Origin of the sequence: Micromonospora sp. CA-259024, from assembly GCF_050936255.1 — a bacterium.
GTDB lineage: Bacteria > Actinomycetota > Actinomycetes > Mycobacteriales > Micromonosporaceae > Micromonospora.
Map to the genome: position 1 here is coordinate 364,854 of NZ_JBNJND010000001.1, position 26,091 is coordinate 390,944.

Below are 26,091 nucleotides of genomic sequence, written 5' to 3' on the forward strand. Positions count from 1 at the left end.
GTGAGGGGACGCACAATGGCGATGACGGCCGCGGTCAAGGACGAGCTGAGTCGGGTCGACGTGCCCAAGCCCTGCTGTCGGCGGGCGGAGATGGCCGCACTGCTGCGCTTCGCTGGCGGGCTGCACATCGTCTCCGGCCGCGTGGTGGTGGAGGCCGAGCTGGACACCGGGGCGGTGGCCCGGCGGCTGCGCCGGGAGATCGCCGAGGTCTACGGCTACCCCAGCGAGATCCACGTGCTGGCCTCCGGTGGGCTGCGCAAGGGCAGTCACTTCATCGTGCGGGTGGTCAAGGACGGCGAGGCCCTCGCCCGGCAGACCGGCCTGCTCGACGTGCGCGGCCGCCCGGTGCGCGGGTTGCCCCCGCACGTGGTCGCGGCGAACGTCTGCTGCGCGGTCTCGGCGTGGCGGGGTGCGTTCATGGCGCACGGCTCGCTCACCGAGCCCGGCCGCTCCAGCGCCCTGGAGATCACCTGCCCCGGGCCGGAGTCGGCTCTGGCGCTGGTCGGCGCCGCCCGCCGTATCGGCATCACCGCCAAGAACCGCGAGGTACGCGGGGTGGACCGGGTGGTGGTCAAGGACGGCGACGCGATCGCCGCGCTGCTCACCCGGATCGGCGCGCACTCCAGCGTGCTGGCCTGGGAGGAGCGCCGGGTGCGCCGTGAGGTGCGGGCCACCGCCAACCGGCTCGCCAACTTCGACGACGCCAATCTGCGCCGCTCGGCGCGCGCCGCGGTGGCCGCCGCCGCCCGGGTCACCCGTGCACTGGAGATCCTCGCCGACGAGGCGCCCAACCACCTGACCGACGCCGGGCGGCTGCGCCTGGAGCACCGGCAGGCGTCGCTGGAGGAGTTGGGCGCGCTGGCCGACCCGCCACTGACCAAGGACGCCATCGCCGGGCGGATCCGCCGGCTGCTGGCGCTGGCCGACAAGCGGGCCCGGGACCTGGGCATCCCGGATACGGAAGCAGCCGTCACGCCCGACATGCTCGTGGTCTGATAGGACGGTGGGACCGCACGGTGCGTCCGGGAGCACGACCCGGCGCAGCGTGGTCCCGCACGCTCGGATAGGGTCGCTGCGTACGGCAAGGGGGCCGACACAGGCACTCCTCGTCGTGCCCACCGCCTCGGGCGGTCAGGTCCTCAGACCGCGGCGGGGTGGCCGAGATGAACCGTCAACGGCCGGCTCCAACGGTCGGCGCACACCACTCCGCCGGCCCGTTGTCTGAAGCCGGCAGACCAGAACGCGAGGAGATGGGACCTGTGACCATCCGGGTTGGCATCAACGGCTTCGGCCGGATCGGCCGTAACTTCTTCCGGGCAGTGCTGGCGTCCGACGCCGACATCGAGATCGTGGCGGTGAACGACCTGACCGACAACGCCACGCTCGCCCACCTGCTCAAGTACGACAGCATCCTGGGTCGCCTGCCGTACGAGGTCAAGGCCACCGCCGACGAGATCACCGTCGGTGGCAAGACCATCAAGGCGTACGCCGAGAAGGACCCGTCGAAGCTGCCGTGGGGCGAGGTCGGCGCCGACGTCGTCATCGAGTCGACCGGCTTCTTCACCGACGCCACCAAGGCCAAGGCGCACGTCGACGGCGGTGCCAAGAAGGTCATCATCTCCGCCCCGGCGAAGAACGAGGACGTCACCGTCGTCATGGGTGTCAACCACGACACCTACGACCCGGCGAAGCACACCATCATCTCCAACGCTTCGTGCACCACCAACTGCCTCGCCCCGATGGCGAAGGTCCTGCACGACACGTTCGGCATCCAGCACGGTCTGATGACGACGATCCACGCGTACACCCAGGACCAGAACCTCCAGGACGCGCCGCACTCGGATCTGCGTCGGGCCCGTGCCGCCGCGCTGAACATCGTGCCGACCTCCACCGGTGCCGCCAAGGCGATCGGCCTGGTCCTGCCGGACCTCAAGGGCAAGCTCGACGGGTACGCCCTGCGGGTGCCGATCCCGACCGGCTCGGTCACCGACCTCACCGTCAACGTGGGTCGCGAGACCACCGTGGACGAGGTCAACGCCGCGCTGAAGGCCGCCGCGGACGGCCCGCTCAAGGGCATCCTGGTCTACAACGAGGACCCGATCGTCTCCACCGACATCGTCACCGACCCGGCGTCGTGCATCTTCGACGCGCCGCTGACCAAGGTCGTCGGCAACCAGGTCAAGGTCGTCGGCTGGTACGACAACGAGTGGGGCTACTCCAACCGCCTGGTCGACCTGGTCAAGCTGGTGGGTTCCTCGCTGTGAGCATCCGGACCCTCGACGACCTGCTCGCCGAGGGGGTGTCGGGTCGGCGCGTGCTGGTGCGCGCCGACCTGAACGTCCCGCTCGACAAGCAGACCGGTGACATCACGGACGACGGGCGTATTCGCGCGGTGCTGCCGACGCTGGGCGCGCTGGTCGAGGCCGGCGCGAAGGTGGTCGTCTGCTCGCACCTGGGTCGCCCGAAGGGCGCCCCGGACCCGCAGTTCAGCCTCCGCCCGGTCGCGGGGCGGCTCGGTGAGCTGCTCGGCGCGCCGGTGCACTTCGCCACCGACACCGTCGGTGACTCCGCCCGTTCCACCGTCGCGGACCTGGCCGACGGCCAGGTCGCCCTGCTGGAGAACCTGCGCTTCAACGCGGGTGAGACCAGCAAGGACGAGGCCGAGCGGGGTGCCTTCGCCGACCAGCTCGCCGCGTTCGGCGACGCGTACGTGGACGACGCGTTCGGTGCCGTGCACCGCAAGCACGCCAGCGTCTACGACGTGCCGGCCCGGCTGCCGCACGTCGCGGGCCGACTGGTGCTGCGTGAGGTCGAGGTGCTCTCCAAGCTCACCGGCAACCCCGAGCGGCCGTACGTGGTGGTGCTCGGTGGGTCGAAGGTGTCCGACAAGCTCGCCGTGATCGAGGCGCTGCTGCCCACGGTCGACCGGCTGCTCATCGGTGGCGGGATGTGCTTCACCTTCCTCAAGGCCCAGGGCCTGGAGGTGGGCACCTCGCTGCTCGAGAAGGACATGGTCGAGACCTGCCGCAACCTGCTGGAGCGGTCCGGCGGCAAGATCATGCTCCCGGTCGACGTGGTGGTCGCGGACGCGTTCGCCCCGGACGCCGCGCACGACACGGTCCGCGTCGACGGCATCCCGAGCCACCGTCTCGGTCTGGACGTCGGCCCAGAGACGGTGGCCGGCTTCGCCGCCGCGCTGTCCCAGGCGAAGACGATCTTCTGGAACGGCCCGATGGGCGTGTTCGAGATGCCGGCCTTCGCGGCCGGCACCCGGGGGATCGCCGAGGCGATCACCAAGGCCGACGCGTTCAGCGTCGTCGGCGGCGGCGACTCCGCAGCGGCGGTCCGTGCGTTGCGGCTGGACGAGACTGATTTCAATCACATCTCGACGGGCGGCGGCGCCTCCCTGGAATACCTCGAGGGCAAGACCCTCCCCGGCATCGCGGCCCTGGAGAACTGAATGGCGAGCACCACCCGCCGGCCGTTGATGGCCGGCAACTGGAAGATGAACCTCAACCACCTCGAGGCCAACCTGCTGGTGCAGAAGCTGGCGGCGAGCCTCACCGAGAAGCAGCTCACCGACGTCGAGACGGTCGTGCTGCCGCCCTTCACCGACCTGCGTACCGTGCAGACCGCGGTCGACGGGGACAAGCTGCTGATCGGCTACGGCGGGCAGGACCTCTCCGCGCATGCGTCCGGCGCGTACACCGGGGAGATCTCCGGCGCGATGCTGGCCAAGCTCGGCTGCACGTACGTGGTGGTCGGGCACTCCGAGCGGAGGGCCTACCACCACGAGGACGACGCGCTGCTGAACGCCAAGGTGAAGGCGGCGCTGACGCACGGCCTGACCCCGATCCTCTGCGTGGGGGAGGGGCTGGACGTGCGCGAGCAGGGCACTCACGTGGCGCACTGCGCCGACCAGCTCGACGGTGGCCTCGCCGGGCTCACCTCCGAGCAGGTGCGGCAGGTCGTGATCGCGTACGAGCCGGTCTGGGCGATCGGCACGGGCAAGACCGCGACCCCGGAGGACGCCCAGGAGGTCTGCGGGGCGGTTCGTCAGCGACTGGCGGAGCGCTTCGACCAGGACACCGCCGACCAGGTCCGGGTCCTCTACGGCGGCTCGGTCAAGGCGTCCAACGTCGCCTCGATCATGGCCCAGCCGGACGTGGACGGGGGCCTCGTGGGGGGCGCCAGCCTGGACGCGGAGGAATTCGCTCAGATCTGCCGGTTCCCGGAGCACCTCGCCCGCTGATCGCTCGGTATCCTGGACACCGCCCGTCCGCTGGTCGGTGCCACCGTGCCCGATCAGACCGGGCGAGGATCGCTACGAGAGGAACTGACCCCAGCCATGCCGATCTGGTTCGCATACACGTTGATCGTGTTGCTGGTCATCACGAGCATTCTGCTCACCATGCTGATCCTGCTGCACCGCGGCAAGGGCGGCGGTCTGTCGAGCATGTTCGGCGGTGGCGTCAGCTCCAGCCTCGCCGGCTCCTCGGTGGCGGAGAAGAACCTGGACCGATACACCGTTCTGGTGAGCGTCGTCTGGTTCGCCGCCATCGTCGGGCTCGGGCTCTGGCTACGCCTCCAGATGAACAGCGGCGCCTGATCAGGCCCGTCAAGTCGTACAATCTGCGCGCGGTCCGTCTCCAGACGGGCCGCGCGCAGGCTTTTCTCCGCTGCACCGCGTCGCCCGCCGCCCCACCCCTGAAGACGGCGGGTCCCCTCCGACGACAGGAGCGAGCAGCCGTGCCGAGTGGCAACGTTATCCGCGGCGCCCGGGTCGGGTCCGCGCCCATGCGCCCGGACGAGCGGCACCAACCCGCCCCCCGACAGGACGTCACCTACTGGTGCCGCAACGACCACCGGATCGACATCCGGATCGCCGCGGAGGCCGAGGCGCCGCCCCTGTGGGACTGCCCCCGCTGCGGCCTACCCGCCGGCCGGGACGCGCAGAACCCACCCGGCCGGGTCCGCGCCGAGCCGTACAAGAGCCACCTGGCGTACGTGAAGGAGCGGCGTACCGCCGAGGAGGGGGAGGCGCTGCTGGCCGAGGCGCTCGCCGCGCTCCGCCGCCGCCGAGGCGAGTGAGAGGACGGGCCCCTTCTCGACGCCAGGCGTCACGAAGGGGCCCGTCCCGCGCTCAGCGCAGGCTGCGCAGTCGGGCGGGTACGTCGGCTGCCGCCGCCCGGTCCAGCAGCCAGCGGGTGCGGCCCACGCCGTGCACCCCGGCGGCCGGCAACTGCACCGGCCCGGCACCGGCCAACGCCATACCCACCGCGCGGGCCTTGTCGGCGCCGCCGGCCACCAGCCAGATCTCCTCGGCGGTGTTGATCGCCGGCAGGGTGAGCGTGGTCCGCACCGGCGGTGGCTTGGGGCTGCCCCGCACCGCGCTGCACGGCCGGGTCTCGTAGTGCACCGGGTGCTCGGGGAAGATCGAGGCCACGTGCCCGTCCTCGCCGACACCCAACATCAGCACGTCGAAGTGCGGCAGCGTGGCGTGCCCGGGCCGGGCCGCGCGGGCCAGTTCCTCGGCGTACGCCGCCGCGGCCGCCTCGGGGTCGTTGCCGGCCGGCCCGTCGGAGGCCGGCATCGGGTGCACCCGGGCCGGGTTCAACGGCACCACGTCCAACAGGGCGGCACGGGCCTGGGTCTCGTTGCGCTCCGGATCACCGGCGGGCAGGAACCGCTCGTCGCCCCACCACACGTCGACCCGGGACCAGTCCACCGCGTCGCGGGCCGGCAACGTCGCCACCGCCCGGTACACGGCCGCGGCGATCCGACCACCGGTCAGCACCACCGAGGCCTCGCCCCGGTCGGCCTGGGCGTCGAGCAGCTTCACCAACAGCCGGGCCGCCACGGCCTGCGCCAGCAGGTCGGCGTCGGCATGTACGGCGACACTCGCCTCACTCATGGGTTGCGCCTTCGTTTCCCGACCGCGGGGCGGTCGCTGTTGCGTCATGCCCGGGTCGATACGCCCGGATCTGGCGGGGGCGGACCGCCCCCGGAGGTTTCGGGGCAGGGCCCGGTGTCACCCCGGCCCTGCCCCGACGTCGTGCACCGGCCGGTTCAGCCCTCGCCGCTCGTACCGGCGTGCGCGGTGACCCCGGCCTCGGCGCGCTGCGCGGTGGCCGGATCCTTCCAGACGTGCACCCGCTGCGCGGGACGCTGCTCCAGCCCTCGCAGCCCGACAGTCGCGCCGAGCGCCTCGGCGTACACCTGGTCGGCGTCCAGGCGACGCAGCTCCTCGGCCAGCTCGTCACCGAGCGGTCGGCGGACCAACGGCAGGGTCCGGTCGTCCTGGCCGGTCCGCCGGAACACCGCCATGCTGTCCTCGCGGGACAGGGACAGCTGGTCGCCGTTGGCGCAGCTCAACTGCACCTCCCGCATCCGGGGGAACTCGTCGGTGTCCACCCGATGCGGGGTGATGCCGAGCCGGCTGGACAGCCAACCCACCATCAGCGCCGCCGTCGGGTCGGTGGGCGGCGCGACGACGGTCGCCTCGGTGACCCTCGCTTCGGTGGTGTCGAACGCCCCGGCGACCAGGGTCCGCCACGGGGTGATCCGGGTCCACGCCAGGTCCGTGTCGCCCGGGGCGTAGTCCCGGGCACGCTGCCGCAGGGCCTCCACCGGGTCGGCGGCCTGCGCCGAGTCGGTGATCCTCCGATCGGCGACCACACCGAGGAAATCGGTGGCGATCTCCGCCGGTGGTTCACCGTGCCACCAGGTGACCACCGGCACGTCGGGGACGAGCAGCGGCATCACGACCGACTCGGCGTGCAGGGCCAGCCGACCGTACATCCGGGTGACCACCGCCTCGCACGGACCGAGCCGGCCACCGACCACGATCTCCGCGTCCAGTCGGTTGCGGTCCCTCTCGATCTCCGAGCGGACCACCACCACCAGCCGGCACGGGTGTGCGGCGGCGGCGATCGTCGCCGCCGCCTCCGCCTCCCGGACCCGCTTCTCGTCCACGACCACGATGAGGGTGAGCGCCATGCCGCTGGCCACCCCGCCGGCACTGCGCCGCTCGGCGGCGAGCGCCTTGACCACCTCGTTGCCGGTGGTGTCCCAGAGCCCGATCACTGGAGCCTCCTGGTCTGCGTCATCGTTGGCCCGCTGCTGTGCCTGCTGATTCGCTCGCTCACGCGCGCCGCCAGGCACGGCCCTCGCGGGCCAGCATCTCGTCGGAGGCCCGTGGACCCCACTCGCCGGCGCGGTACGGCTCCGGCTTGGTGCCCGCCCAGGCGTGCTCCAGCGGGTCGATCACCTGCCAGCTCTGCTCGACCTCGGCCGCGTCCGGGAAGAGGGTGCGGTCCCCGATCAGCACGTCCAGCACGAGGCGCTCGTACGCCTCCGGGCTGGACTCGGTGAACGCCTCGCCGTACTGGAAGTCCATCGCGATGTCGCGGACCTCCATCGTGGTGCCGGGCACCTTCGAGCCGAACTTGAGCACCACGCCCTCGTCCGGCTGCACCCGGATGACCAGCTGGTTGTTGCCCAGCGACTCCATGTCGGCGTCGTTGAACGGCAGGTGCGGCGCCTTCTTGAACATGATGGCGACCTCGGTGACCCGCCGGGGCAGTCGCTTGCCGGCCCGGATGTAGAACGGCACCTCGGCCCAGCGGCGGTTCTGGATGCCCAGCCGCACCGCCACGTACGTCTCAGTGGTGGAGTCGGCGGGGACGTCCCGCTCGTCCAGGTAACCGACCGCGCGTTCACCGCCCACCCAGCCGGGCAGGTACTGGCCGCGTACGGTGTCGCGGGCCACGTCCTTGGGCAGGGTGATCGCCTTGAGCACCTTGAGCTTCTCGGCCCGGATCTCGTCGGCGTCGAAGCTGGTCGGCTCCTCCATCGCCACCAGGGCGAGAAGCTGGAGGAGGTGGTTCTGTAGAACGTCGCGGGCGGTGCCGACGGTGTCGTAGAAGCCGGCGCGGGTGCCGATGCCGACGTCCTCGGCCATGGTGATCTGCACCGAGTCGACGTACTTGGAGTTCCACAGGGGTTCGAACAGGTTGTTGGCGAACCGCAGGGCGAGGATGTTCTGGACCGTCTCCTTGCCCAGGTAGTGGTCGATCCGGAAGACGTCCTGCCGGGTGAACACGTCGTCGACGAGGTCGTTGAGCGCCTTCGCCGAGGGCAGGTCGTTACCGAACGGCTTCTCCACCACGACCCGGCGCCACCCGCCGGACTTGTCGTTGTCGGCCATTCCGGTGCGCGCCAGCTGCTTGAGCACGGTGGGGAACGCGGCCGGAGGGATGGAGAAGTAGAACGCCGCGTTGCCGGTGATGCCGTGGGACTGCCGCAGCTCGTCCAGCGTGGCCGCGAGGTGGTCGAAGGCGGCGTCGTCGTCGAACGACCCACCGACGAACTTGATGTTGCCGGCCAGCCGCGCCCACACCTCGTCCCGCCAGGGGGTACGGGCGTGCTTGCGGGCAGCCTCGCAGGCCAACGTCTCGAAGTCGCCGTCACCCCAGTCGCGGCGCGCGAAGCCGAGCACCACGAAGCCGGGCGGCAGCAACCCCCGGTTGGCCAGGTCGTAGACCGCGGGGAGCAGCTTCTTGCGGGCCAGGTCGCCGGTCACCCCGAAGATCACCAGAGCGCACGGCTCCGGGATCCGGGGCAACCGGCGGTCCTGCGGGTCGCGCAGCGGGTTCACCGAGCCACCTTCGGTTCGCGACTGCGGGGCTCGTAACCCCGGCTCACTCCTCGCGCTCACGGTGCCCCCTCGCTTCCGCTTCAGTCACGTCGTCCATCCTCACGCCCGCAGCTCACCGACCGCGTCGAGCAGTTGGGCGACGCCGGAGGCCCGGTCGGTCAGGTGCAGCCGCAGCACCGGCCGCTCCCGTCCGGCGAGGGCCTGCCGGTCGCCGGCCGCCTGCGCCGCCTGCAGTTCACCGAAGGTGTACGGCTTGCCCGGCACCTCCAGGTCCTCGGCGACCGCGCCGGTCACCTGGAGGTAGCTGCCCACCTGCGGGCCGCCCTTGTGGTACTGGCCCGTCGAGTGCAGGAACCGGGGCCCCCAGCCGAAGGTCACCGGCCGGCCGCTCGCCTGGGCCAGCAGCGGCCGCAGCCGGGCCGCGTCGGCGTCTGCGAACCGGTCGAGGTACGCCATCACCGCGAGGTAACCGTCGTCGCCCAGCCCGTCGAGCAGCCAGCGCAGCACCCCGGCCAGGTCGCCGGGAGCGCCCTGCGGCGCATACACCTCGATCGCGCCCTCGGTGAACGACGGCGTCTCCGCCGGCAGGCCCGAGGCCAGGATCTTGTTGGTGTTCTCCTTGGACTCGGTGACGTTCGGCTGGTTGAACGGGTCGATGCCGAGCACCACACCGGCCACCGCCGTGGCGTACTCCCAGGCCAGGAACTGTGCGCCGAGCGGGCCGTTGACGGCCACGTCCGGGTCGGCGCCGCCGCCCGGCACGTCGCCGGGGGCCAGCGCGCCGCCGTAGCTGACGGTCAGTACGTCCGACCCGCTCACGCCGGGGCTCTGCGGTGACTCCACGACCACCGGGAGGATGCCCACCCCGGCCTTGCCGGTCGACTCGGCGATCAGCTGCTCAGCCCAGTCGCCGAGCCCGTCGATGCCGGTGCCGTCGGACACCAGGGCGACCTTGTCCCGGGCCAGCGTGGCGGCGGCGCCCAGGGCGGCCCCCAGCGCCAGCGCCGGATTGTCCCGGTCCGCGCCGAGCGACGCGGCCAGCGCGTCGGCCTGGTCGAGCAGTTCCCCGACCTCGACCCCGGCCAGCGCCGAGGGGACCAGGCCGAACGCGGTCAGCGCCGAGTACCGACCGCCCACGTTCGGGTCGGCGAGCACGGTGAACGCGCCCATCTCGGTCGCGGTGGTCTCCAGCGGCGAGCCCGGGTCGGTGACGATGACGAAGTGCCGGCCGGCCTCCGCCTCGGTCATCCCGGCGTCCAGGAACGCCTGCCAGTAGGCGCGTCGGTGGCTGTCGGTCTCCACCGTCGAACCGGACTTGCTGGCCACGACCACCACGGTGCGCTCCAGCCGGTCACCGAGCGCCGCCCGGACCTGACCCGGGTCGGTGGTGTCCAGCACCGTCAGCGGGCGACCCAGGGTGCGGGTGATCACCTCGGGGGCCAGCGACGAACCGCCCATGCCGGCGAGCACGACGTGGTCGAGATCGGCCAGCTCCGCGGTCAGCTCGGCCAGCTGTACCAGCAGCTCCCGGCTGCGCTGGTGGGTGTCCACCCAGCCGAGCCGGATCTTCGCCTCGGCCTCGGCGTCCGGGCCCCACAGGCTCGCGTCCTTGGCTGCCAGCTTGCCCGGAACGCCGGCCTTGACCAGCGCGTCCCGGGTCGAGGCGGGCGCGGACTTGTCGACGGCGTCCGCGCCGTACACGGCAAGCCCGGCAGCCGCCTCCACCGGCCCGGCCAACAGATCGCTCATGCCTCGCCACCAGTCTTCTCGGCGGCCTTCGCGTTGGCCTTCGCGGCCTTGTTCGGTGAACCCTTGCCGGCACCGGCCGCCGCCAGCGACTTGCGGACGCCGTCGAGGAGCTCCTGCCAGCTCGCCTCGAACTTCTCCACGCCCTCGCGCTCCAGAGTGGCGATCACGTCGTCCATGTCCACCCCGACCGACTCCAGGTCCGCGAAGACCTTGCGGGCCGCGTCGTAGGAGCCGGTGATGGTGTCGCCGCGGGTCTCGCCGTGATCGGCGTACGCGTGGATGACCGACTCCGGCATGGTGTTGACCGTGCCGGGGGCGATCAGCTCCTCGACGTAGATGACGTCGCGGTAGTCCGGGTTCTTCGTCGAGGTGGACGCCCACAGCGGCCGCTGCGGGTGCGCGCCGGCGTCGGCGAGGGCCCGCCACCGGTCGGAGGCGAACACCTCGGAGTAGCGCTCGTACGCCAGCTGGGCGTTGGCGATAGCGGCCTTGCCCTTCAGCGACTTGGCCTGCTCGGAGCCGATCTTCTCCAGCCTCTTGTCGACCTCGGAGTCGACGCGCGAGACGAAGAACGACGCCACCGAGCCGATGGTGGACAGGTCATGGCCGTTGGCCTTGGCCTGCTCCAGGCCAGCGAGGAACGCCTCCATGACCGCCGAGTAGCGGTCCAGACCGAAGATCAGCGTCACGTTGACGCTGATCCCCTCGGCCAGGGTGGCGGTGATCGCCGGCAGGCCGGCCTCGGTGGCCGGGATCTTGATGAAGAGGTTCGGGCGGTCGACCAGCCACCACAGGGCCTTGGCCTCGGCGACCGTCCGGTCGCTCTCGTGGGCCAGCCGGGGATCCACCTCGATGGAGACCCGCCCGTCGACGCCCGCGCTCTTGTCGTACGACGGGCGCATGACGTCGCAGGCCCACCGCACGTCGTACGTGGTGAGCATGCGTACCGACTCCTCGACCTCCACCCCACGGGTGGCGAGGTCACGCAGCTGCCAGTTGTACTCGTCGGCGTCGCTCAGCGCCTTCGCGAAGATCGTCGGGTTGGTGGTGACCCCGGCCACGTGCTTCTCGCGGCGGAGCTGGTCCAGCCCGCCGGAGCTCAGTCGTACCCGGGAAAGATCGTCGAGCCACACCGCCACGCCCGCGGCGGTGAGCTCACTCAGCTTGTCCGTCATGCCGTCCACGCTCCCTCAGTTGCCGGTCGTGAAACCGGTGATGTCGCCCACCCGGGCCAGCGAGGCGTGCGCCGCCGCCACGATCCGGTCGGGGGTGAAGCCGAACTGCTCGAAGAGCACGGTGTGCGGGGCGCTCGCGCCGTAGTGCTCCAGGCTGACGCTCTCGCCGAGGTCGCCGACGATGCCACGCCAGGACATCGCGATGCCCGCCTCCACGCTCACCCGTGCCTTTACCCCGCGTGGCAGGACCGACTCCCGGTACGCCTCGTCCTGCTCGTAGAACCACTCCTGGCAGGGCATCGAGACCACCCGGGTCGGGGTGCCGTCGGCCTCCAGCCGCTCCCGGGCGGTCAGGCAGAGCTGCACCTCGGAACCGGTGCCGACGATGATCACCTGCGGCTTGCCGTTGGACGCCTCGGCCAGCACGTAACCACCCTTGGCCACGCCGTCCGCGCCGCCCAGCACGTCCCGGTCCAGGGTCGGCAGTGGCTGACGGCTCAGCGCCAGCGCGGTGGGCCGGTCGGTGTGCTCCAGAGCCAGCCGCCAGGCCCAGGCGGTCTCGTTCGCATCCGCCGGGCGGACCACGTCCAGGCCCGGGATGGCGCGCAGCGCGGTCAGGTGCTCGACCGGCTGGTGGGTCGGGCCGTCCTCGCCGAGGCCGATCGAGTCGTGCGTCCACACGTAGGTCACCGGCAGCTTCATCAGCGCGGCCAGCCGGACCGACGGGCGCATGTAGTCGCTGAACACCAGGAACGTGCCGCCGTACGGGCGGGTGCCGCCGTGCAGCGCGATGCCGTTGAGGATCGCCCCCATGGCGTGCTCACGGATGCCGAAGTGCAGCGTGCGGCCGTACTCGTGACCGGGGAAGTCCTTGGTGGCGTGCACGGCCGGGATGAACGACGGCTCGCCCTTCATGGTGGTGTTGTTGCTCTCGGCCAGGTCGGCCGAACCACCCCACAGCTCGGGCAGCACCGGCGCGAGGGCCTCCAGCACCTTGCCGGAGGCGGCCCGGGTGGCCACGCCCTTGGCGTCGGCGGGGAAGACCGGCACCGCGTCGGTCCAGCCGTCGGGGAGTACGCGGCCGGCCATCCGCTCGTAGAGGGCGGTGCGCTCCGGGTTGGCCTTCTTCCAGGCGTCGAACGCGCCGGTCCACTCCTGCTGGGCGTCGGAGCCGCGGCTCATCACCGTGCGGGCGTGGGCGAGTACGTCCTCGTCGACCTGGAAGGTCTGCTCCGGGTCGAAGTCGAGGATCCGCTTGGTGGCCTTCACCTCGTCGGCGCCGAGCGCCGAGCCGTGGATCTTTCCGGTGTTCTGCTTGTTGGGGGCGGGCCAGCCGATGATCGTGCGCAGCGCGATGAAGGAGGGACGGCCGGTCTCCGCCTTGGCGGCCAGCAGCGCCGCGTACAGCGCCTCGGCGTCCTCGTGGTAGTCGCCCTGGTCGGCGTCGCCGCTGCGCCAGTCGACGGTCTGCACGTGCCAGCCGTACGCCGCGTAGCGGGCGGCCACGTCCTCGCTCTTGGCGATCCGGGTGTCGTCCTCGATCGAGATCTCGTTGTCGTCGTAGATCACCGTGAGGTTGCCCAGCTGCTGGTGCCCGGCCAGCGCGCTGGCCTCGTGGCTGATGCCCTCCTCGATGTCGCCGTCGGAGACGATGCACCAGATGTCGTGGTCGAAGACCGACGCGCCGGGCTCGGCCTCGGGGTCGAGCAGGCCGCGCTCGCGGCGGGCGGCCATGGCCATGCCGACCGCGTTGCCCAGGCCCTGCCCGAGCGGGCCGGTGGTGGTCTCCACGCCCGGGGTGTGCCCGTGCTCGGGGTGACCCGGGGTGAGCGAACCCCACTGCCGCAGCGACTGCAGGTCGGTCAGGCTCAGCGGGTAACCGGACAGGAACAGCTGAATGTAGAGAGTCAGGCTGGAGTGCCCGGCGGAGAGGACGAACCGGTCCCGGCCGGGCCAGTTCGGGTCGGCCGGGTTGTGCCGCATGACGCGGTTGAAGAGGAGGTAAGCCGCGGGCGCAAGGCTCATCGCGGTGCCCGGGTGGCCGTTGCCGGATTTCTCCACGGCATCCATGGCCAGCACGCGGACGGTATCGACGGCCCGGCGATCGAGGTCGGACCAGTTCAGTGCGGGGTGCTCGGGTCGTTTGACAGCCACGATGGTTGTGCTCCTCGGCAGATGGGCGGAACCCTCACTGATGACCCTATCGAGCGTCGCTAAACACGCGCCCAGGGATCACTGCATGGTGTGCGGTACGTGACGCTCCCGATGCCCGGTTCAACCCGGTGGTGTGACGGTCCGCACCGTTGTCGGGTCGGCCGGGCAGCCAAAACGACGACGCGTAGTGTGTGGGTCGGTGTGCGGACCCGAGCGGCCCCCGCCGATCCGATCTCCCCGCGCCAATGCCGGAAGGTGGCAATCCGTGAGCATGATCACCGAGCGCCCCGCGAGCAACCCAGCCGGGCATCCGGCACGGGCTGTCGAGGGCACGGTGGCCCGGCGGGACGTACGCGGCGTCATCTCGGCGTACGTCGCGCTCACCAAGCCGCGGATCGTCGAACTGCTGTTGGTCACCACCGTCCCGGCGATGATGCTCGCCGACGGCGGGCTCCCGTCGCTGTGGCTGATGGCCGTCGTACTGATCGGTGGCTCCCTCGCCGCCGGCGCGGCCAGCGTGCTCAACTGCTACATCGACCGGGACATCGACCAGTTGATGAGGCGTACCAAGCGTCGCCCGCTGCCGGCGCACACCGTGTCGCCACGAAACGCGCTGATCTTCGGTCTGGTGCTGGCGGCGGTGTCCATCGCCCTGATGGCGGCGTTCACCAACCTGCTGGCCGCCGGGCTGACTCTCGCGGCCATCGCCTACTACGACCTCGTCTACACCCTGTGGCTCAAGCGGTCCACCCCGACGAACACCTTCTGGGGCGGGGCCTGCGGGGCGGCTCCGGTGCTGATCGGGTGGGCGGCGGTGACCGGCTCGCTGGCGCCGGCCGCCTGGGGGCTCTTCGCGGTGGTCTTCTTCTGGCAGATGCCGCACTTCTACCCCCTCGCCATGAAGTACAAGGACGACTACGCCCGGGCCGGCATTCCGATGCTGCCAGTGGTGGCCTCGACCCGTCGGGTGAACGCCGAGATCCTGATCTTCGCGTGGCTCACCGTGCTCACCTCCCTGGCCGTCTGGCCCCTGGGGCTCAGCGCGATCTACGGGGTGCCGACCCTGGTCGTGGGCGCCATCTTCGTGGTCGAGGCGCACCGGCTCTGCCGGCGCGCGACGCGCGGCGAGGCGGTCAAGCCGATGCGGCTGTTCCACTGGTCGACGACGTACCTGACGATCGTGTTCGTGGCCGTCGCGCTCGACGCGCTGATCTGACCGACCCGCCGTACCCGCGCCGCACCCCCGGGTGCGGCGCCAGCCTACGGTCGCCCGTCGGGCGCCGATCATCTGCTGACTAATCATGGCCATGGATGAGTTGTCCGGGTTTAACGTCACATCAGCGTAACTTTCGGCATGAGTCGGATCGGCTCAACCTTCGATGGCTAGGCTCAGGTTTGCCGCTCCGTTTCGCGCTGAAAAGTCCTGATAAAAGCGGACAGCAAACCTGTGGTGTTCCTTAAACCTGTAGGTAATTGGCATCACAAAAGGTTCATGGTTCTCACCCGAGTGGGTGCGAGTCTGCTTAGGCTTCGCGTCATGGCAGATGGTTCCGATACGACGCTGACGGCCGAGCAGACCGCCGGCGAGCAGGCGCCCCACGGCCTGGTCGCGGGCCTCAAGGCATTCGCAGCCGAGCACGGCGGCGCCAAGGCGGTCATCGAGTACGTCGGCAAGCGTGGCGCGCGAATCGTCCTCGTGGGTTCCGACGGTGAGTGGGGCGACCAGTTCGCCGACGACACCGTCACGGCCCGGGAGGCGTGCGCCAAGGCGGGAGTCACCGTCGAGAACGCCTGGGAGCGTGAACTGATGGACCAGATGCGTCCGAGCAACGACCTCTGGCGGTCGATGGCCCGGCGCACGATGGCCCGCTGAGATAGACACCTGAATTGACCAACTACCAGCCGGCCCGGGGGAAACCCCGGGTCGCTCTCGTCACCTGTACCGAACTGACCGACCTCGACCCGGACGACCGGCTCGTCCTCGCCCCACTCGCCGCCCTCGGGATCGCCACTGAGCCGGTCGTCTGGGACGACCCCGACGTCGACTGGTCCGCCTACGACCTGGTCGTGCTCCGCTCACCATGGGACTACGCGCTGCGTCGCGACGAGTTCGTCGCCTGGGCAGCCTCCGTCTCCGCGCTGGTCAACCCGGCCGACGTGGTGCGCTGGAACACCGACAAGCGCTACCTCGCCGAGCTGAGCGCCGCCGGGGTGCCGACCGTGCCGACGTCCTGGGTCGAGCCGGGGGAGAGCTGGCAGCCGCCCGCCGAGACCGGCGAGTACGTGCTCAAGCCCGCTGTGAGCGCCGGCAGCCAGGACACCGGCCGGTACGACCTGGCCGACCCGGAGCACCGGGACCTGGCCGTGGCGCACGTCCGACGGCTCTCCGACGCCGGCCGGGTGACCATGGTCCAGCCGTACCTGCGCGCCGTCGACACCGAGGGTGAGACGGCACTGCTCTTCCTGGCCGGCCCGGACGGGCTCGCGTTCAGTCACGCGATCCGCAAGGGCCCGATGCTGACCGGCCCGGACCTCGGCCCGGACGGGCTCTACAAGGAAGAGGAGATCAGCGCCCGCACGGCCCGACCCGAACAACTGGCGGTGGCCGAGAAGACCCTCGCCGCGGTGCCTGGCGGCACGCGGCGGTTGCTCTACGCCCGCGTCGACCTGATCCCCGGCCCGGACGGCGAGCCGGTCCTGGTCGAGCTGGAGCTGACCGAGCCGTCGCTCTTCATCGGGTACGCCGACGGCGCCCCGGACCGTCTCGCCGCCGCGATCGCCACCCACCTGGCCCGCCGCACCTGATCGCCCCTGGCCTGGGGCGGGGCGTCAGGCGGTGACCGGGACGGGGGCGGAGTCGGCCGGGGTGGCCTCGGGTGCCGGGGCGACCGGGCGGCGCTCGCGGGTTGACCACTGCACCGACAGGGTGGCCAGCAGGACCAGGCAGGAGCCGAGCATGTGCGCGCCGACCAGGAGCGCCGGCACGTGGGTGAAGTACTGCACGAAGCCGATCACACCCTGACCCAGTTCCACGGCGACGAGGACGATCGCGGCACGGGTGGCCCGCCGCGCACCGACGGCGCGGAACGCGAAGATCAGCGCCACCGAGAGGCCGATCAGCAGGAAGACGCCGTCCGCGTGCACCTGGGAGATCGTCTCCGGGTCCAGCCCGTTGCGGGCCGCGCCGTGGTCACCGGCGTGTGGGCCGCTGCCGGTGACCCAGGTGCCGACGACCAGCACCGCGACGCCGACGCCGGTGGTGACCCGGGCCAGCGCGCGCAGCGGCGCGGGCACCATGGCCACGCTTGGGCCGTCCGGGTCGGCGATCCGCCGCCAGAGGGCGTACGCGGCGCCGATCACCGCCATCGAGGCGAGGAAGTGCAGCCCGACCACCCACGGGTTGAGGTTGGTGAGCACCGTGATGCCGCCGATCACCGCCTGGGCCGGAATGCCCAGGAATACCGCGACGGCCAACGCCAGGAGCCCGGGTCGACGCGGTCGGTGTGCCAGCACGGCCAGCACGGTGGCCAGCGCGATCAGGCCCACCGCGAAGGTCAGCATCCGGTTGCCGAACTCGATCACCCCGTGCATGCCCATCTCGGACGTGGTGACGTACGACGCGTCGGTGCACCGGGGCCAGGTGGGGCATCCGAGGCCCGAGGCGGTCAACCGGACGGCCCCGCCGGTGATGACGATGCCCACGTTCGCGATGATCGAGGCGAACGCGAGGCGGCGCAGCAGGGTGCCGGAGACCGGACGGACGATTCGGTTCACGGCGCAAATCCTACGCACCGTAGTGATCGAGGTTCGTCCGACTCCGTCGGCTCGGTGGTTCGGATCACCGGGGCCCGGGTTTGCGACCGTCAGGGTAATTACGTAACGTTGGCGTTGTGAAAAACGCGGCGGCGCTCTCCGGGCACCAGCCGACGGCCGTTCCGGCCGTCGGTGCGTCCGCGTCCGCACCCGTCGTGACCACATCGGCGGCGCTTGGCGGCGCCGCGGCGACCGAGATCTCCACCCGGGATCGGGTCACCCAGCTGCTGCTGGAGCGGGGTGCCACCACTGCCGCGCAGCTCGGCGTGGCCCTCGGGCTCAGCCCGGCGGCCATCCGCCGGCACCTGGACGCGATGCTCGCCGACGGTGACGTCTACGCCCGCGAGCAGACCGTGCAGGGCAGCCGGGGGCGGGGGCGCCCGGCCAAGGTGTTCCTGCTGACCGAGGCCGCCCGCGTCCGCTGTGGCACACACCACTACGACAACATGGCCACCGCCGCGCTGCGCTGGATCGCCCGCAGCGGCGGCTCGGACGCGGTCGAGGCGTTCGCCACCGAGCAGGTGTCCGCCCTCGAGTCCCGCTGCCGGACGGCCATGGAGGACGCCGGCGACGACCCCCTCGCGCGGGCCGAGGCACTCGCCGCGGCGCTCACCGCCGAGGGTTACGCTGCCAACGCGACCACGATCGCCTCCGGCGGTCAGCTCTGCCAGCACCACTGCCCGGTGGCGCACGTGGCCGCCGAGTTTCCCCAGCTGTGCGAGGCCGAGACCGCGGTGATCTCCCGTCTGGTCGGCACCCACGTGCAGCGCCTGGCCACCATCGCGCACGGCGACGGGGTGTGCACCACGCACATCCCGACCCAGCCGGGCCGTGTTCAATCCGGTAATCCCGTCACCACTGTGAGGACAGATAGATGACCGAGCAGATCGTCCAGCCCCTGACCCAGGAAGAGCAGCTCGCCGCCCTGGGTCGCTACGAGTACGGCTGGTCCGACCCGGACGCCGCCGGGGCGGTCGCCCAGCGCGGCATCAACGAGGCGGTGGTGCGGGACATCTCGGCCAAGAAGAACGAGCCGGCGTGGATGCTCGACCTGCGGCTGAAGGGTCTGCGGCTGTTCGGCCGCAAGCCGATGCCGGCCTGGGGCGCGGACCTCACCGGGATCGACTTCGACAACATCAAGTACTTCGTGCGGTCGACCGAGAAGCAGGCCACCAGCTGGGAGGACCTGCCCGAGGACATCAAGAACACCTACGACCGGCTGGGCATCCCGGAGGCGGAGAAGCAGCGACTGGTCGCGGGTGTCGCGGCGCAGTACGAGTCCGAGGTCGTCTACCACAAGATCCGTGAGGACCTTGAGGAGCAGGGTGTCCTCTTCCTGGACACCGACACGGCGCTGCGCGAGCACGAGGACGTCTTCAAGGAGTACTTCGGCACGGTGATCCCGGTCGGCGACAACAAGTTCGCCGCGCTGAACACCTCCGTGTGGTCCGGTGGCTCGTTCATCTACGTGCCGAAGGGTGTGCACGTGGAGATCCCGCTGCAGGCCTACTTCCGGATCAACACGGAGAACATGGGCCAGTTCGAGCGGACGCTGATCATCGTCGACGAGGGTGCGTACGTGCACTACGTCGAGGGTTGCACCGCGCCGCTCTACTCCTCCGACTCGCTGCACAGCGCGGTCGTGGAGATCATCGTCAAGAAGAACGCGCGCTGCCGCTACACGACCATCCAGAACTGGTCGAACAACGTCTACAACCTGGTGACCAAGCGCGCCGTCTGCCACGAGGGCGCGACCATGGAGTGGGTCGACGGCAACATCGGCTCCAAGGTGACCATGAAGTACCCGGCGGTCTACATGACCGGTGAGCACGCCAAGGGCGAGGTCCTCTCGGTGGCGATGGCCGGCGAGGGTCAGCACCAGGACGCCGGCGCGAAGATGGTGCACGCCGCGCCGCACACCTCCTCGACCATCGTGTCGAAGTCGATCGCCCGGGGCGGCGGCCGCACCTCGTACCGGGGTCTGGTGCAGGTGCTGGAGGGTTCGCACCACAGCCGGAGCACGGTCAAGTGCGACGCGCTGCTGGTCGACACCATCTCCCGCTCGGACACCTACCCCTACGTCGACATCCGTGAGGACGACGTGTCGATAGGGCACGAGGCGACCGTCTCCAAGATCAGCGACGACCAGCTCTTCTACCTGATGAGCCGGGGCCTGAGCGAGGACGAGGCGATGGCCATGATCGTGCGCGGCTTCATCGAGCCGATCGCCAAGGAACTCCCGATGGAGTACGCCCTGGAGCTGAACCGGCTGATCGAACTCCAGATGGAGGGCGCGGTCGGCTGACGCCGGCCGGCCGGCGCGCGGCTCCGACCCGTCGCCTCGCGCCGCGACCAGCCCAACCGACCCTCCGACTCATCGCAGAACAGACCAAGGAAGACATGACTACCCAGGCTTCCGCGCCGCCCAGCACCAAGTCGCAGGCGCTGCGCTCGTACGACGTCGCCGACTTCCCGGCCCTCACCGGCCTGGAGGAGGAGTGGCGTTTCACCCCGCTGAAGCGGCTGCGCGGCCTCGCCGGTGAGCCGCGGCCCGCCACCGGCACGATCCGGCACGAGTACGCCGACCTGCCCGAGGGCGTGGCCGTCGAGCGCATCGGCACCGACGACCCGCGGGTCGGCCGCGTGCTCACGCCGGTCGACCGGGTGAGCGCGCTCGCGTACGGCGGTGCCGGCGAGGCGCTGCTGTTCACCGTGGCCAGCGACGTCGTGGTCGGTGCGCCGGTGAGCCTGCGGGTGGTCGGCGACGGCGCGGAGGGTCTGGCCTTCGGGCACACCGTCGTCGAGGTGGGCCGGTTCGCCGAGGTGACCCTGGTGCTGGAGCACGTCGGCTCGGTGACTCTGGCCGACAACGTCGAGGTCTCCGTGGCCGATGGGGCGAAGCTGACCCTGGTCACCGTCGCGGACTGGGCCGACGACGCGGTGCAGGCGCAGCACCTCAAGATCAAGCTCGGTCGGGACGCCCGCGTGACGCACGTCCAGGTCAGCCTCGGCGGTGACCTCGTCCGGCAGTACACCTCCGTGGAGTACACCGGCCGGGGTGGCGAGGCCGAGCTGTACGGCGTCTACTTCGCCGACTCGGGCCAGCACCTGGAGCACCGCCAGCTCGTGGACCACAGCGTGCCGGACTGCCGCAGCTACGTCGGGTACCGGGGCGCTCTGCAGGGCGAGGACGCGCACACCGTCTGGGTGGGCGACGTGCTGATCCGGGCCGAGGCGACCGGCACCGACACGTACGAGATCAACCGGAACCTCCTGCTCACCGACGGCGCGCGGGCGGACTCCGTACCCAATCTGGAGATCGAGACCGGCGAGATCGCCGGCGCCGGCCACGCCAGCGCGACCGGCCGCTTCGACGACGAGCAGCTGTTCTACCTGATGGCCCGGGGCATCCCGGAGAGCGAGGCCCGCCGCCTGGTGGTCCGCGGCTTCTTCGCCGAGCTGATCAACAAGATCCCGGTGGAGTCGCTGCGCGAGCGGCTCGGCGACGCGATCGAGGCCCGCCTGACGAAGGCCGGCGCCTGATGATCCGGATCTGCTCCACCGAGGACGTGCCGAAGGGCACCGCGGTCAGCGCGGACGTCGACGGCACCCCGATCGCGCTGGTGCACGGCGAGGACGGCCAGTTCTACGCCGCCTACGACGAGTGCTCGCACGCCTCGGTCGCCCTCTCCGAGGGTGAGGTCGACGGCTGCACGCTCGAGTGCTGGCTGCACGGCTCGCGCTTCGACCTGCGTACCGGGCAGCCCTCCGGGTTGCCGGCCACCGAACCCGTACCCGTCTACCCCGTCGAAGTCCGCGACGGCGACATCTACCTCAGCCTGACGCCGAGTAATGGAGTGACCCGATAATGAGCACCCTGGAGATCCGCGACCTGAAGGTGTCGGTCAAGCTGCCCGAGGGTGAGCTCAAGCCGATCCTGGCCGGCGTCGACCTGACCGTGAAGTCGGGCGAGACCCACGCGATCATGGGCCCGAACGGCTCCGGCAAGTCCACCCTGGCGTACTCGATCGCCGGTCACCCCAAGTACGAGATCACCGGCGGCACGGTGACCCTCGATGGCGAGGACGTGCTGGCCATGACGGTCGACGAGCGCGCCCGCGCCGGCCTCTTCCTGGCCATGCAGTACCCGGTCGAGGTGCCCGGCGTCTCGGTGGCCAACTTCCTGCGGACCGCGAAGACCGCCATCGACGGCGAGGCGCCGAAGCTGCGTACCTGGGGCGGCGAGCTGCGCAGTGCCATGGAGCGCCTGCAGATGGACCCGGCGTTCGCCCAGCGCAACGTCAACGAGGGCTTCTCCGGCGGTGAGAAGAAGCGGCACGAGATCGTCCAGCTGGAGCTGCTCAAGCCGAAGATCGCGATCCTCGACGAGACCGACTCCGGCCTCGACGTGGACGCGCTGCGCGTGGTCAGCGAGGGCGTCAACCGGGTCCGCGACACCGGCGACACCGGCGTGCTGCTGATCACCCACTACACGCGGATCCTGCGCTACATCAAGCCGGACTTCGTGCACGTCTTCGTGGCCGGCCGGATCGTCGAGCAGGGCGGCCCGGAGTTGGCCGACAAGCTCGAGGCCGAGGGCTACGAGCGGTACGCCGCCGGAGCCGGCACGGCGCGGGCCTGAGTGGGAGAGGCGCTGCCGAGATGACCAGCATCGCGATCCCGCCGGGGATGCCGCAGTACGACGACGTGCCGCGTTTCGACGTGGCCCGGGTGCGCGCCGACTTCCCGATCCTGGACCGGGAGATCAACGGGTACCCGCTGGTCTACCTCGACAGCGCCAACACCTCGCACAAACCCCGCCAGGTACTCGACGTGCTCGACGAGCACTACGCGCGGCACAACGCCAACGTGTCGCGCTCGGTGCACACGCTGGGCACCGAGGCCACCGAGGCGTACGAGGGGGCGCGGGCCAAGGTCGCCGCGTTCATCAACGCACCGAGCACGGACGAGGTGGTGTTCACCAAGAACTCCACCGAGGCGATCAACATCGTGGCATACGCCTTCTCCAACGCCTCGCTGCGCCCGGACGCCGACCCGCGGTTCCGGCTCGGTCCGGGCGACGAGGTGGTGATCTCCGAGATGGAGCACCACTCGAACATCGTCCCGTGGCAGCTGCTCTGTGAGCGCACCGGCGCGACCCTGCGCTGGTTCCCGGTCACCGACCAGGGGCGGCTGGACGAGTCGGGGCTGGAGGACCTGGTCACCGAACGGACGAAGATCGTCTCGCTGGTGCACATGTCGAACATCCTCGGCACGGTCAACGCCACCTCGCGGATCACCGCGCGGGTCCGCGAGGTGGGCGCGCTGCTGCTGCTGGACTGCTCGCAGTCGGTGCCGCACCTGCCCATCGACGTGGTCGACCTGGACGCCGACTACATCGTCTTCACCGGGCACAAGATGTGCGGCCCGACCGGTATCGGTGTGCTCTGGGGCCGGGGCGAGCTGCTGGCGGCCATGCCGCCGGTCTTCGGGGGCGGCTCGATGATCGAGACGGTCACCATGGCCCGCTCGACGTTCGCCGCGCCGCCGGCCCGCTTCGAGGCGGGCACCCCGCCGATCGCCGAGGCGGTCGCGCTCGGTGCGGCGATCGACTACCTCACCGGCATCGGCATGCGGGCCATCCAGTGGCACGAGAAGGAGCTGACGGCGTACGCGCTGGACGCCCTCGGCTCGGTGTCCGACCTGCGGATCTTCGGCCCGACCGTGCCGGTGGGCCGGGGCGGCACCATCTCGTTCGCGCTCGGTGACGTGCACCCGCACGACGTGGGTCAGGTGCTCGACTCGCTCGGCGTGCAGGTACGCGTGGGTCATCACTGTGCCAAGCCGGTGTGCAACCGGTTCGGCGTCCCGGCGATGACCCGGGCCTCGTTCTACCTCTACACCACCACCGAGGAGATCGACGCTCTGGTGGCCGGTCTGGAGCAGGTGCGGAAGGTGTTCAACTGATGCAGCTCGACCAGCTCTACCAGGAGATCATCCTGGACCACTACAAGCGCCCACACGGGCGTGGCCTGCGCGACGCCGACGACTCGGGCGACCGGGTCGCGGAGGCGCACCACGTCAACCCGACCTGCGGTGACGAGGTCACCGTCCGGGTGGCCACCGACGGTGACGTGCTGCACGACATCTCGTACGACGGGATCGGCTGCTCGATCAGCCAGGCCTCGGCGAGCGTGTTGCACGAGTTGTTGCGCGGTCGGGGCGCCGGGGAAGCTTTCGAGGTGCACGAGGCGTTCGTGGAGTTGATGTCCGGGCGTGGTCAGGTCACGCCGGACGAGGACGTGCTCGGTGACGGGGTGGCTTTCGCGGGTGTGGCCCGCTACCCCGCCCGGGTCAAGTGCGCGCTGCTGCCGTGGATGGCGTTCAAGGACGCCGCGGCACGCGCCGGTGTGGGCGTGAGCCCGGAGGTGAAGGCATGAGCGAGAACACCGCTACCGCAGCGACGCCGGAGGCCGGTGACGCCACTACGGTGCCGCAGACCGACGCCGTGACGACCGACGGTGCCGCGACGCCGGGTGCCGGCGACGCCGCCGCCCCGGCGGGCGGCGTCAGCAAGGCCATGATCGCCGACATCGAAGAGGCGATGAAGGATGTCGTCGACCCGGAACTCGGCATCAACGTCGTCGACCTGGGCCTGGTGTACGGGGTACACGTCGACGACGAGAACATCGCGACCCTGGACATGACGCTCACCTCGGCGGCCTGCCCGCTGACCGACGTGATCGAGGACCAGGCCCGGCAGGCCCTGACCACCGGCCCGGGCGGTGGCCTGGTCAACGACATCCGGATCAACTGGGTGTGGCTCCCGCCATGGGGCCCGGACAAGATCACCGATGAGGGTCGGGACCAGCTCCGTTCCCTCGGCTTCAACGTCTGAACCGACCCCGGTCGGCTCTGCCCGTCGAGCGAGGCACCCCGAGGGTGCCTCGCTCGTGTGCGTCTCCGACCGTGATCAAGTGATGAGAAATAGCTCTCAGGATCGGTCGTTGACCTATTTCTCATCACTTGATCACTGCGGGCGCGGGAAATCTGGTGGCGAGGGCGAGGCTTCCGCGACCAGGATGACGGGGTGACTGAGGCGTACCCGAAGCAGGTTCCTGTCCGCGCGGCCACCGCCGCGCGTCGACAGCGCACCGTGCCCGGGGTCGCCTCGATCCGTCGCCCGTCGTCGTGACCGGGGCGTTCCTCGCCGGTCTCGTCGCCGGTTACGGCGTCGCCATCCCCGTCGGCGCGATGGCGATCCTCATCCTGGGGCTCAGTGCCCGTACCTCGTTCCGGGTCGGTGCGGCCGCGGCGCTCGCGGTGGCGACGGCCGACGGGCTCTACGCGGCGGTCGCCGCGTTCGGCGGCACCGGCCTGGCCGGGATCATCGCGCCGGTCGCCGGACCGCTGCGGGTGGTCGCCGCCGTGGTCCTGCTGGGTCTCGCCGCGCACGGCCTGTGGCGGACCTGGCGCTCCCACCGCTCGCGGCACCTGCCGACGGCGACCGTCGGACGGGGTCTGAGCACGCCCGGGCGGGCCTACGCGGCCCTGCTCGGGCTGACCCTGCTGAACCCGACGACGGTGCTCTACTTCACCGCGCTGGTGCTCGGCCGCCGGGACACCGCCGACGCGGGCCTCGGCTCCGCGGCGCTCTTCGTGACGGGTGTGGTCCTGGCGTCGGCGAGTTGGCAGTTGCTCATCGCCGGCGGCGGCACCGTGGTCGGCCGGGCGCTGACCGGCCCGCGCGGCCGGCTGGTCACCGGCCTGGTCTCCAGCGCGCTCATCGCCGCGCTGGCGGTGGCCGCGCTGCTGCCGGGCTGAGCGGTCCCCGCCCGACGGCCCGGCCGGGCCCGCCGTGCCGTACGGTCGGGCGGTGACCAGTCGACCCGCAGCCGGGGGCGGCCGGTGGGTCGAGGTCGACCCGGCCCGCGTCGGCCGCTGGGTCGAGGGCTTCGCCGACCGGCACGGCCCGCCCACCACCACCGCCCGGGAGTACGGGCTGCTGCTCACCGCCCCCGACGGGTCCACCGCCGAGCTGTACGCCCCACCCGGGGCGCCGCCCAGCGTCGACGTCGCCGGGTTCGTGGCCTCCGCCGTCGCGCCGCGACGGATCGGCCTGCTGCTGGCCCGCAAGGGCGCGGTGGCCGTCGGCGTGGCCGAGGGCGCGGACCTCGTCGTCTCCAAGGTGGACACCCGGTACGTGCAGGGGCGCACCGCCGCGGGGGGATGGTCGCAGCAGAGGTTCGCCCGGCGGCGCGACAACCAGGCCAAGGCGGCGTTGGGTGACGCGGCGGACCTGGCCGTACGGCTGCTGTTGCCGGAGGCGGCGGCCCTCGCCGCGCTGGTCTGCGGCGGTGATCGGCGGGCGGTGGACACGGTGCTGGCCGACCGCCGGCTGGCCCCGCTCGTGCCGCTGCGTGCCGAGCGGTTGCTCGACGTGCCGGAACCCCGGCACGCGGTGCTGGTCGCGGCGGTGGCCACGGCCCGAGCGGTACGGATCAGGCTGCGCGACCCGGCACCGGACTGACCTCACCGGTC

At 71.1% G+C, this 26,091-nt stretch carries 26 protein-coding genes; 19 read left to right on the top strand and 7 right to left on the bottom strand.

Annotated elements, in window-relative coordinates:
• The first annotated feature begins 15 nt into the window (after window positions 1-15).
• The 6 genes from whiA to ACQEUX_RS01705 all read left to right on the top strand — a co-directional run bounded on the left by whiA (window position 16) and on the right by ACQEUX_RS01705 (window position 5,091).
• Window positions 16-996, top strand: coding sequence for a DNA-binding protein WhiA (gene whiA / locus ACQEUX_RS01680; protein ID WP_030337350.1), 981 nt, complete (start codon window positions 16-18; stop codon window positions 994-996).
• A gap of 263 nt (window positions 997-1,259) precedes the next feature.
• Complete coding sequence (gene gap, locus ACQEUX_RS01685; RefSeq protein ID WP_433040026.1) at window positions 1,260-2,264, top strand: type I glyceraldehyde-3-phosphate dehydrogenase; 1,005 nt, start codon at window positions 1,260-1,262, stop codon at window positions 2,262-2,264.
• Window positions 2,261-3,460 (top strand): phosphoglycerate kinase, encoded by a 1,200-nt coding sequence (locus ACQEUX_RS01690; protein ID WP_433040028.1) that lies wholly within the window; start codon window positions 2,261-2,263, stop codon window positions 3,458-3,460. Before gap ends, ACQEUX_RS01690 begins: the two co-directional genes overlap by 4 nt.
• Window positions 3,461-4,252, top strand: a complete 792-nt coding sequence (tpiA, locus tag ACQEUX_RS01695; protein WP_433040030.1) for a triose-phosphate isomerase — start codon at window positions 3,461-3,463, stop codon at window positions 4,250-4,252.
• A gap of 96 nt (window positions 4,253-4,348) precedes the next feature.
• Window positions 4,349-4,609 carry a preprotein translocase subunit SecG gene (gene secG / locus ACQEUX_RS01700; protein ID WP_124816438.1) on the top strand — a complete coding sequence of 87 codons (261 nt, stop codon included), beginning with the start codon at window positions 4,349-4,351 and terminating at the stop codon, window positions 4,607-4,609.
• Window positions 4,610-4,749: 140 nt separating this feature from the next.
• The gene (locus ACQEUX_RS01705) at window positions 4,750-5,091 is read left to right on the top strand and encodes an RNA polymerase-binding protein RbpA (protein WP_433040033.1); all 342 of its coding nucleotides are present in this window, start codon (window positions 4,750-4,752) and stop codon (window positions 5,089-5,091) included.
• Between the two features lie 52 nt (window positions 5,092-5,143).
• Here the strand turns inward: ACQEUX_RS01705 and pgl are convergent, their stop codons facing one another.
• The 6 genes from pgl to tkt all read right to left on the bottom strand — a co-directional run bounded on the left by pgl (window position 5,144) and on the right by tkt (window position 13,737).
• Window positions 5,144-5,914, bottom strand: a complete 771-nt coding sequence (pgl, locus tag ACQEUX_RS01710) for a 6-phosphogluconolactonase (RefSeq protein ID WP_433040035.1) — start codon at window positions 5,912-5,914, stop codon at window positions 5,144-5,146.
• Between the two features lie 155 nt (window positions 5,915-6,069).
• Window positions 6,070-7,086 (bottom strand): glucose-6-phosphate dehydrogenase assembly protein OpcA, encoded by a 1,017-nt coding sequence (locus ACQEUX_RS01715; protein ID WP_433040036.1) that lies wholly within the window; start codon window positions 7,084-7,086, stop codon window positions 6,070-6,072.
• 58 nt (window positions 7,087-7,144) lie between these two features.
• Window positions 7,145-8,659, bottom strand: coding sequence for a glucose-6-phosphate dehydrogenase (gene zwf, locus ACQEUX_RS01720; protein WP_433040038.1), 1,515 nt, complete (start codon window positions 8,657-8,659; stop codon window positions 7,145-7,147).
• Window positions 8,660-8,758: 99 nt separating this feature from the next.
• Window positions 8,759-10,408 (bottom strand): glucose-6-phosphate isomerase, encoded by a 1,650-nt coding sequence (locus ACQEUX_RS01725; protein WP_433040040.1) that lies wholly within the window; start codon window positions 10,406-10,408, stop codon window positions 8,759-8,761.
• Window positions 10,405-11,583, bottom strand: coding sequence for a transaldolase (gene tal / locus ACQEUX_RS01730; RefSeq protein WP_433040042.1), 1,179 nt, complete (start codon window positions 11,581-11,583; stop codon window positions 10,405-10,407). The genes ACQEUX_RS01725 and tal overlap by 4 nt, the downstream gene beginning before the upstream one ends.
• Window positions 11,584-11,598: 15 nt before the next feature.
• Window positions 11,599-13,737 carry a transketolase gene (gene tkt, locus ACQEUX_RS01735; RefSeq protein ID WP_433040044.1) on the bottom strand — a complete coding sequence of 713 codons (2,139 nt, stop codon included), beginning with the start codon at window positions 13,735-13,737 and terminating at the stop codon, window positions 11,599-11,601.
• 265 nt (window positions 13,738-14,002) lie between these two features.
• Between tkt and ACQEUX_RS01740 the strand changes: the two genes are divergently transcribed.
• From ACQEUX_RS01740 to ACQEUX_RS01750, 3 genes are all read left to right on the top strand, one after another.
• Window positions 14,003-14,953, top strand: a complete 951-nt coding sequence (locus ACQEUX_RS01740) for a heme o synthase (protein WP_433040047.1) — start codon at window positions 14,003-14,005, stop codon at window positions 14,951-14,953.
• 321 nt (window positions 14,954-15,274) lie between these two features.
• On the top strand, window positions 15,275-15,610 hold the full coding sequence (locus tag ACQEUX_RS01745; protein ID WP_433040050.1) for a hypothetical protein: 336 nt from the start codon (window positions 15,275-15,277) through the stop codon (window positions 15,608-15,610).
• A gap of 14 nt (window positions 15,611-15,624) precedes the next feature.
• Entirely contained in the window at window positions 15,625-16,542 is a 918-nt protein-coding gene (locus tag ACQEUX_RS01750; RefSeq protein WP_433040053.1) for an ATP-grasp domain-containing protein, read from the top strand.
• 24 nt (window positions 16,543-16,566) lie between these two features.
• On the opposite strand, the gene ACQEUX_RS01755 is transcribed toward ACQEUX_RS01750, so the two are convergent.
• Window positions 16,567-17,529, bottom strand: a complete 963-nt coding sequence (locus ACQEUX_RS01755) for a COX15/CtaA family protein (RefSeq protein ID WP_433040056.1) — start codon at window positions 17,527-17,529, stop codon at window positions 16,567-16,569.
• Window positions 17,530-17,627: 98 nt separating this feature from the next.
• Here ACQEUX_RS01755 and ACQEUX_RS01760 point away from each other — a divergent pair, with 98 nt between their 5' ends.
• The 10 genes from ACQEUX_RS01760 (at window position 17,628) to ACQEUX_RS01805 (ending at window position 26,080) form a co-directional block, all read left to right on the top strand.
• Window positions 17,628-18,428: a helix-turn-helix transcriptional regulator gene (locus ACQEUX_RS01760; RefSeq protein ID WP_433040059.1), complete on the top strand. Its 801-nt coding sequence runs from the start codon at window positions 17,628-17,630 to the stop codon at window positions 18,426-18,428.
• Complete coding sequence (sufB, locus tag ACQEUX_RS01765; RefSeq protein WP_433040062.1) at window positions 18,425-19,855, top strand: Fe-S cluster assembly protein SufB; 1,431 nt, start codon at window positions 18,425-18,427, stop codon at window positions 19,853-19,855. The genes ACQEUX_RS01760 and sufB overlap by 4 nt, the downstream gene beginning before the upstream one ends.
• A gap of 95 nt (window positions 19,856-19,950) precedes the next feature.
• Window positions 19,951-21,093, top strand: a complete 1,143-nt coding sequence (gene sufD / locus ACQEUX_RS01770) for a Fe-S cluster assembly protein SufD (protein WP_433040065.1) — start codon at window positions 19,951-19,953, stop codon at window positions 21,091-21,093.
• The gene (locus ACQEUX_RS01775) at window positions 21,093-21,419 is read left to right on the top strand and encodes a non-heme iron oxygenase ferredoxin subunit (RefSeq protein ID WP_433040068.1); all 327 of its coding nucleotides are present in this window, start codon (window positions 21,093-21,095) and stop codon (window positions 21,417-21,419) included. The genes sufD and ACQEUX_RS01775 overlap by 1 nt, the downstream gene beginning before the upstream one ends.
• Window positions 21,419-22,192: a Fe-S cluster assembly ATPase SufC gene (gene sufC, locus ACQEUX_RS01780; protein ID WP_433040071.1), complete on the top strand. Its 774-nt coding sequence runs from the start codon at window positions 21,419-21,421 to the stop codon at window positions 22,190-22,192. Before ACQEUX_RS01775 ends, sufC begins: the two co-directional genes overlap by 1 nt.
• A gap of 20 nt (window positions 22,193-22,212) precedes the next feature.
• Window positions 22,213-23,517: a cysteine desulfurase gene (locus ACQEUX_RS01785; protein WP_433040074.1), complete on the top strand. Its 1,305-nt coding sequence runs from the start codon at window positions 22,213-22,215 to the stop codon at window positions 23,515-23,517.
• A complete protein-coding gene (sufU, locus tag ACQEUX_RS01790; RefSeq protein ID WP_433040077.1) occupies window positions 23,517-23,990 on the top strand; it encodes a Fe-S cluster assembly sulfur transfer protein SufU in 474 nt (157 codons plus the stop codon). Before ACQEUX_RS01785 ends, sufU begins: the two co-directional genes overlap by 1 nt.
• Window positions 23,987-24,448: a metal-sulfur cluster assembly factor gene (locus ACQEUX_RS01795; RefSeq protein ID WP_433040080.1), complete on the top strand. Its 462-nt coding sequence runs from the start codon at window positions 23,987-23,989 to the stop codon at window positions 24,446-24,448. Before sufU ends, ACQEUX_RS01795 begins: the two co-directional genes overlap by 4 nt.
• 293 nt (window positions 24,449-24,741) lie before the next feature.
• A complete protein-coding gene (locus ACQEUX_RS01800) occupies window positions 24,742-25,374 on the top strand; it encodes a LysE family transporter (RefSeq protein ID WP_433040083.1) in 633 nt (210 codons plus the stop codon).
• Between the two features lie 52 nt (window positions 25,375-25,426).
• Window positions 25,427-26,080, top strand: a complete 654-nt coding sequence (locus ACQEUX_RS01805; protein ID WP_433040086.1) for an acVLRF1 family peptidyl-tRNA hydrolase — start codon at window positions 25,427-25,429, stop codon at window positions 26,078-26,080.
• The last annotated feature ends 11 nt before the right edge of the window (window positions 26,081-26,091 follow it).

Coding starts and splice junctions, on each gene's coding strand:
- tpiA (WP_433040030.1), top strand. CDS start 3,461: ATGGCGAGCACCACCCGCCGGCCGTTGATGGCCGGCAACTGGAAGATG.
- ACQEUX_RS01725 (WP_433040040.1), bottom strand. CDS start 10,408: ATGAGCGATCTGTTGGCCGGGCCGGTGGAGGCGGCTGCCGGGCTTGCC.
- secG (WP_124816438.1), top strand. CDS start 4,349: ATGCCGATCTGGTTCGCATACACGTTGATCGTGTTGCTGGTCATCACG.
- sufB (WP_433040062.1), top strand. CDS start 18,425: ATGACCGAGCAGATCGTCCAGCCCCTGACCCAGGAAGAGCAGCTCGCC.
- pgl (WP_433040035.1), bottom strand. CDS start 5,914: ATGAGTGAGGCGAGTGTCGCCGTACATGCCGACGCCGACCTGCTGGCG.
- sufD (WP_433040065.1), top strand. CDS start 19,951: ATGACTACCCAGGCTTCCGCGCCGCCCAGCACCAAGTCGCAGGCGCTG.
- ACQEUX_RS01785 (WP_433040074.1), top strand. CDS start 22,213: ATGACCAGCATCGCGATCCCGCCGGGGATGCCGCAGTACGACGACGTG.
- sufU (WP_433040077.1), top strand. CDS start 23,517: ATGCAGCTCGACCAGCTCTACCAGGAGATCATCCTGGACCACTACAAG.
- ACQEUX_RS01775 (WP_433040068.1), top strand. CDS start 21,093: ATGATCCGGATCTGCTCCACCGAGGACGTGCCGAAGGGCACCGCGGTC.
- sufC (WP_433040071.1), top strand. CDS start 21,419: ATGAGCACCCTGGAGATCCGCGACCTGAAGGTGTCGGTCAAGCTGCCC.
- whiA (WP_030337350.1), top strand. CDS start 16: ATGGCGATGACGGCCGCGGTCAAGGACGAGCTGAGTCGGGTCGACGTG.
- ACQEUX_RS01795 (WP_433040080.1), top strand. CDS start 23,987: ATGAGCGAGAACACCGCTACCGCAGCGACGCCGGAGGCCGGTGACGCC.
- ACQEUX_RS01745 (WP_433040050.1), top strand. CDS start 15,275: ATGGCAGATGGTTCCGATACGACGCTGACGGCCGAGCAGACCGCCGGC.
- tal (WP_433040042.1), bottom strand. CDS start 11,583: ATGACGGACAAGCTGAGTGAGCTCACCGCCGCGGGCGTGGCGGTGTGG.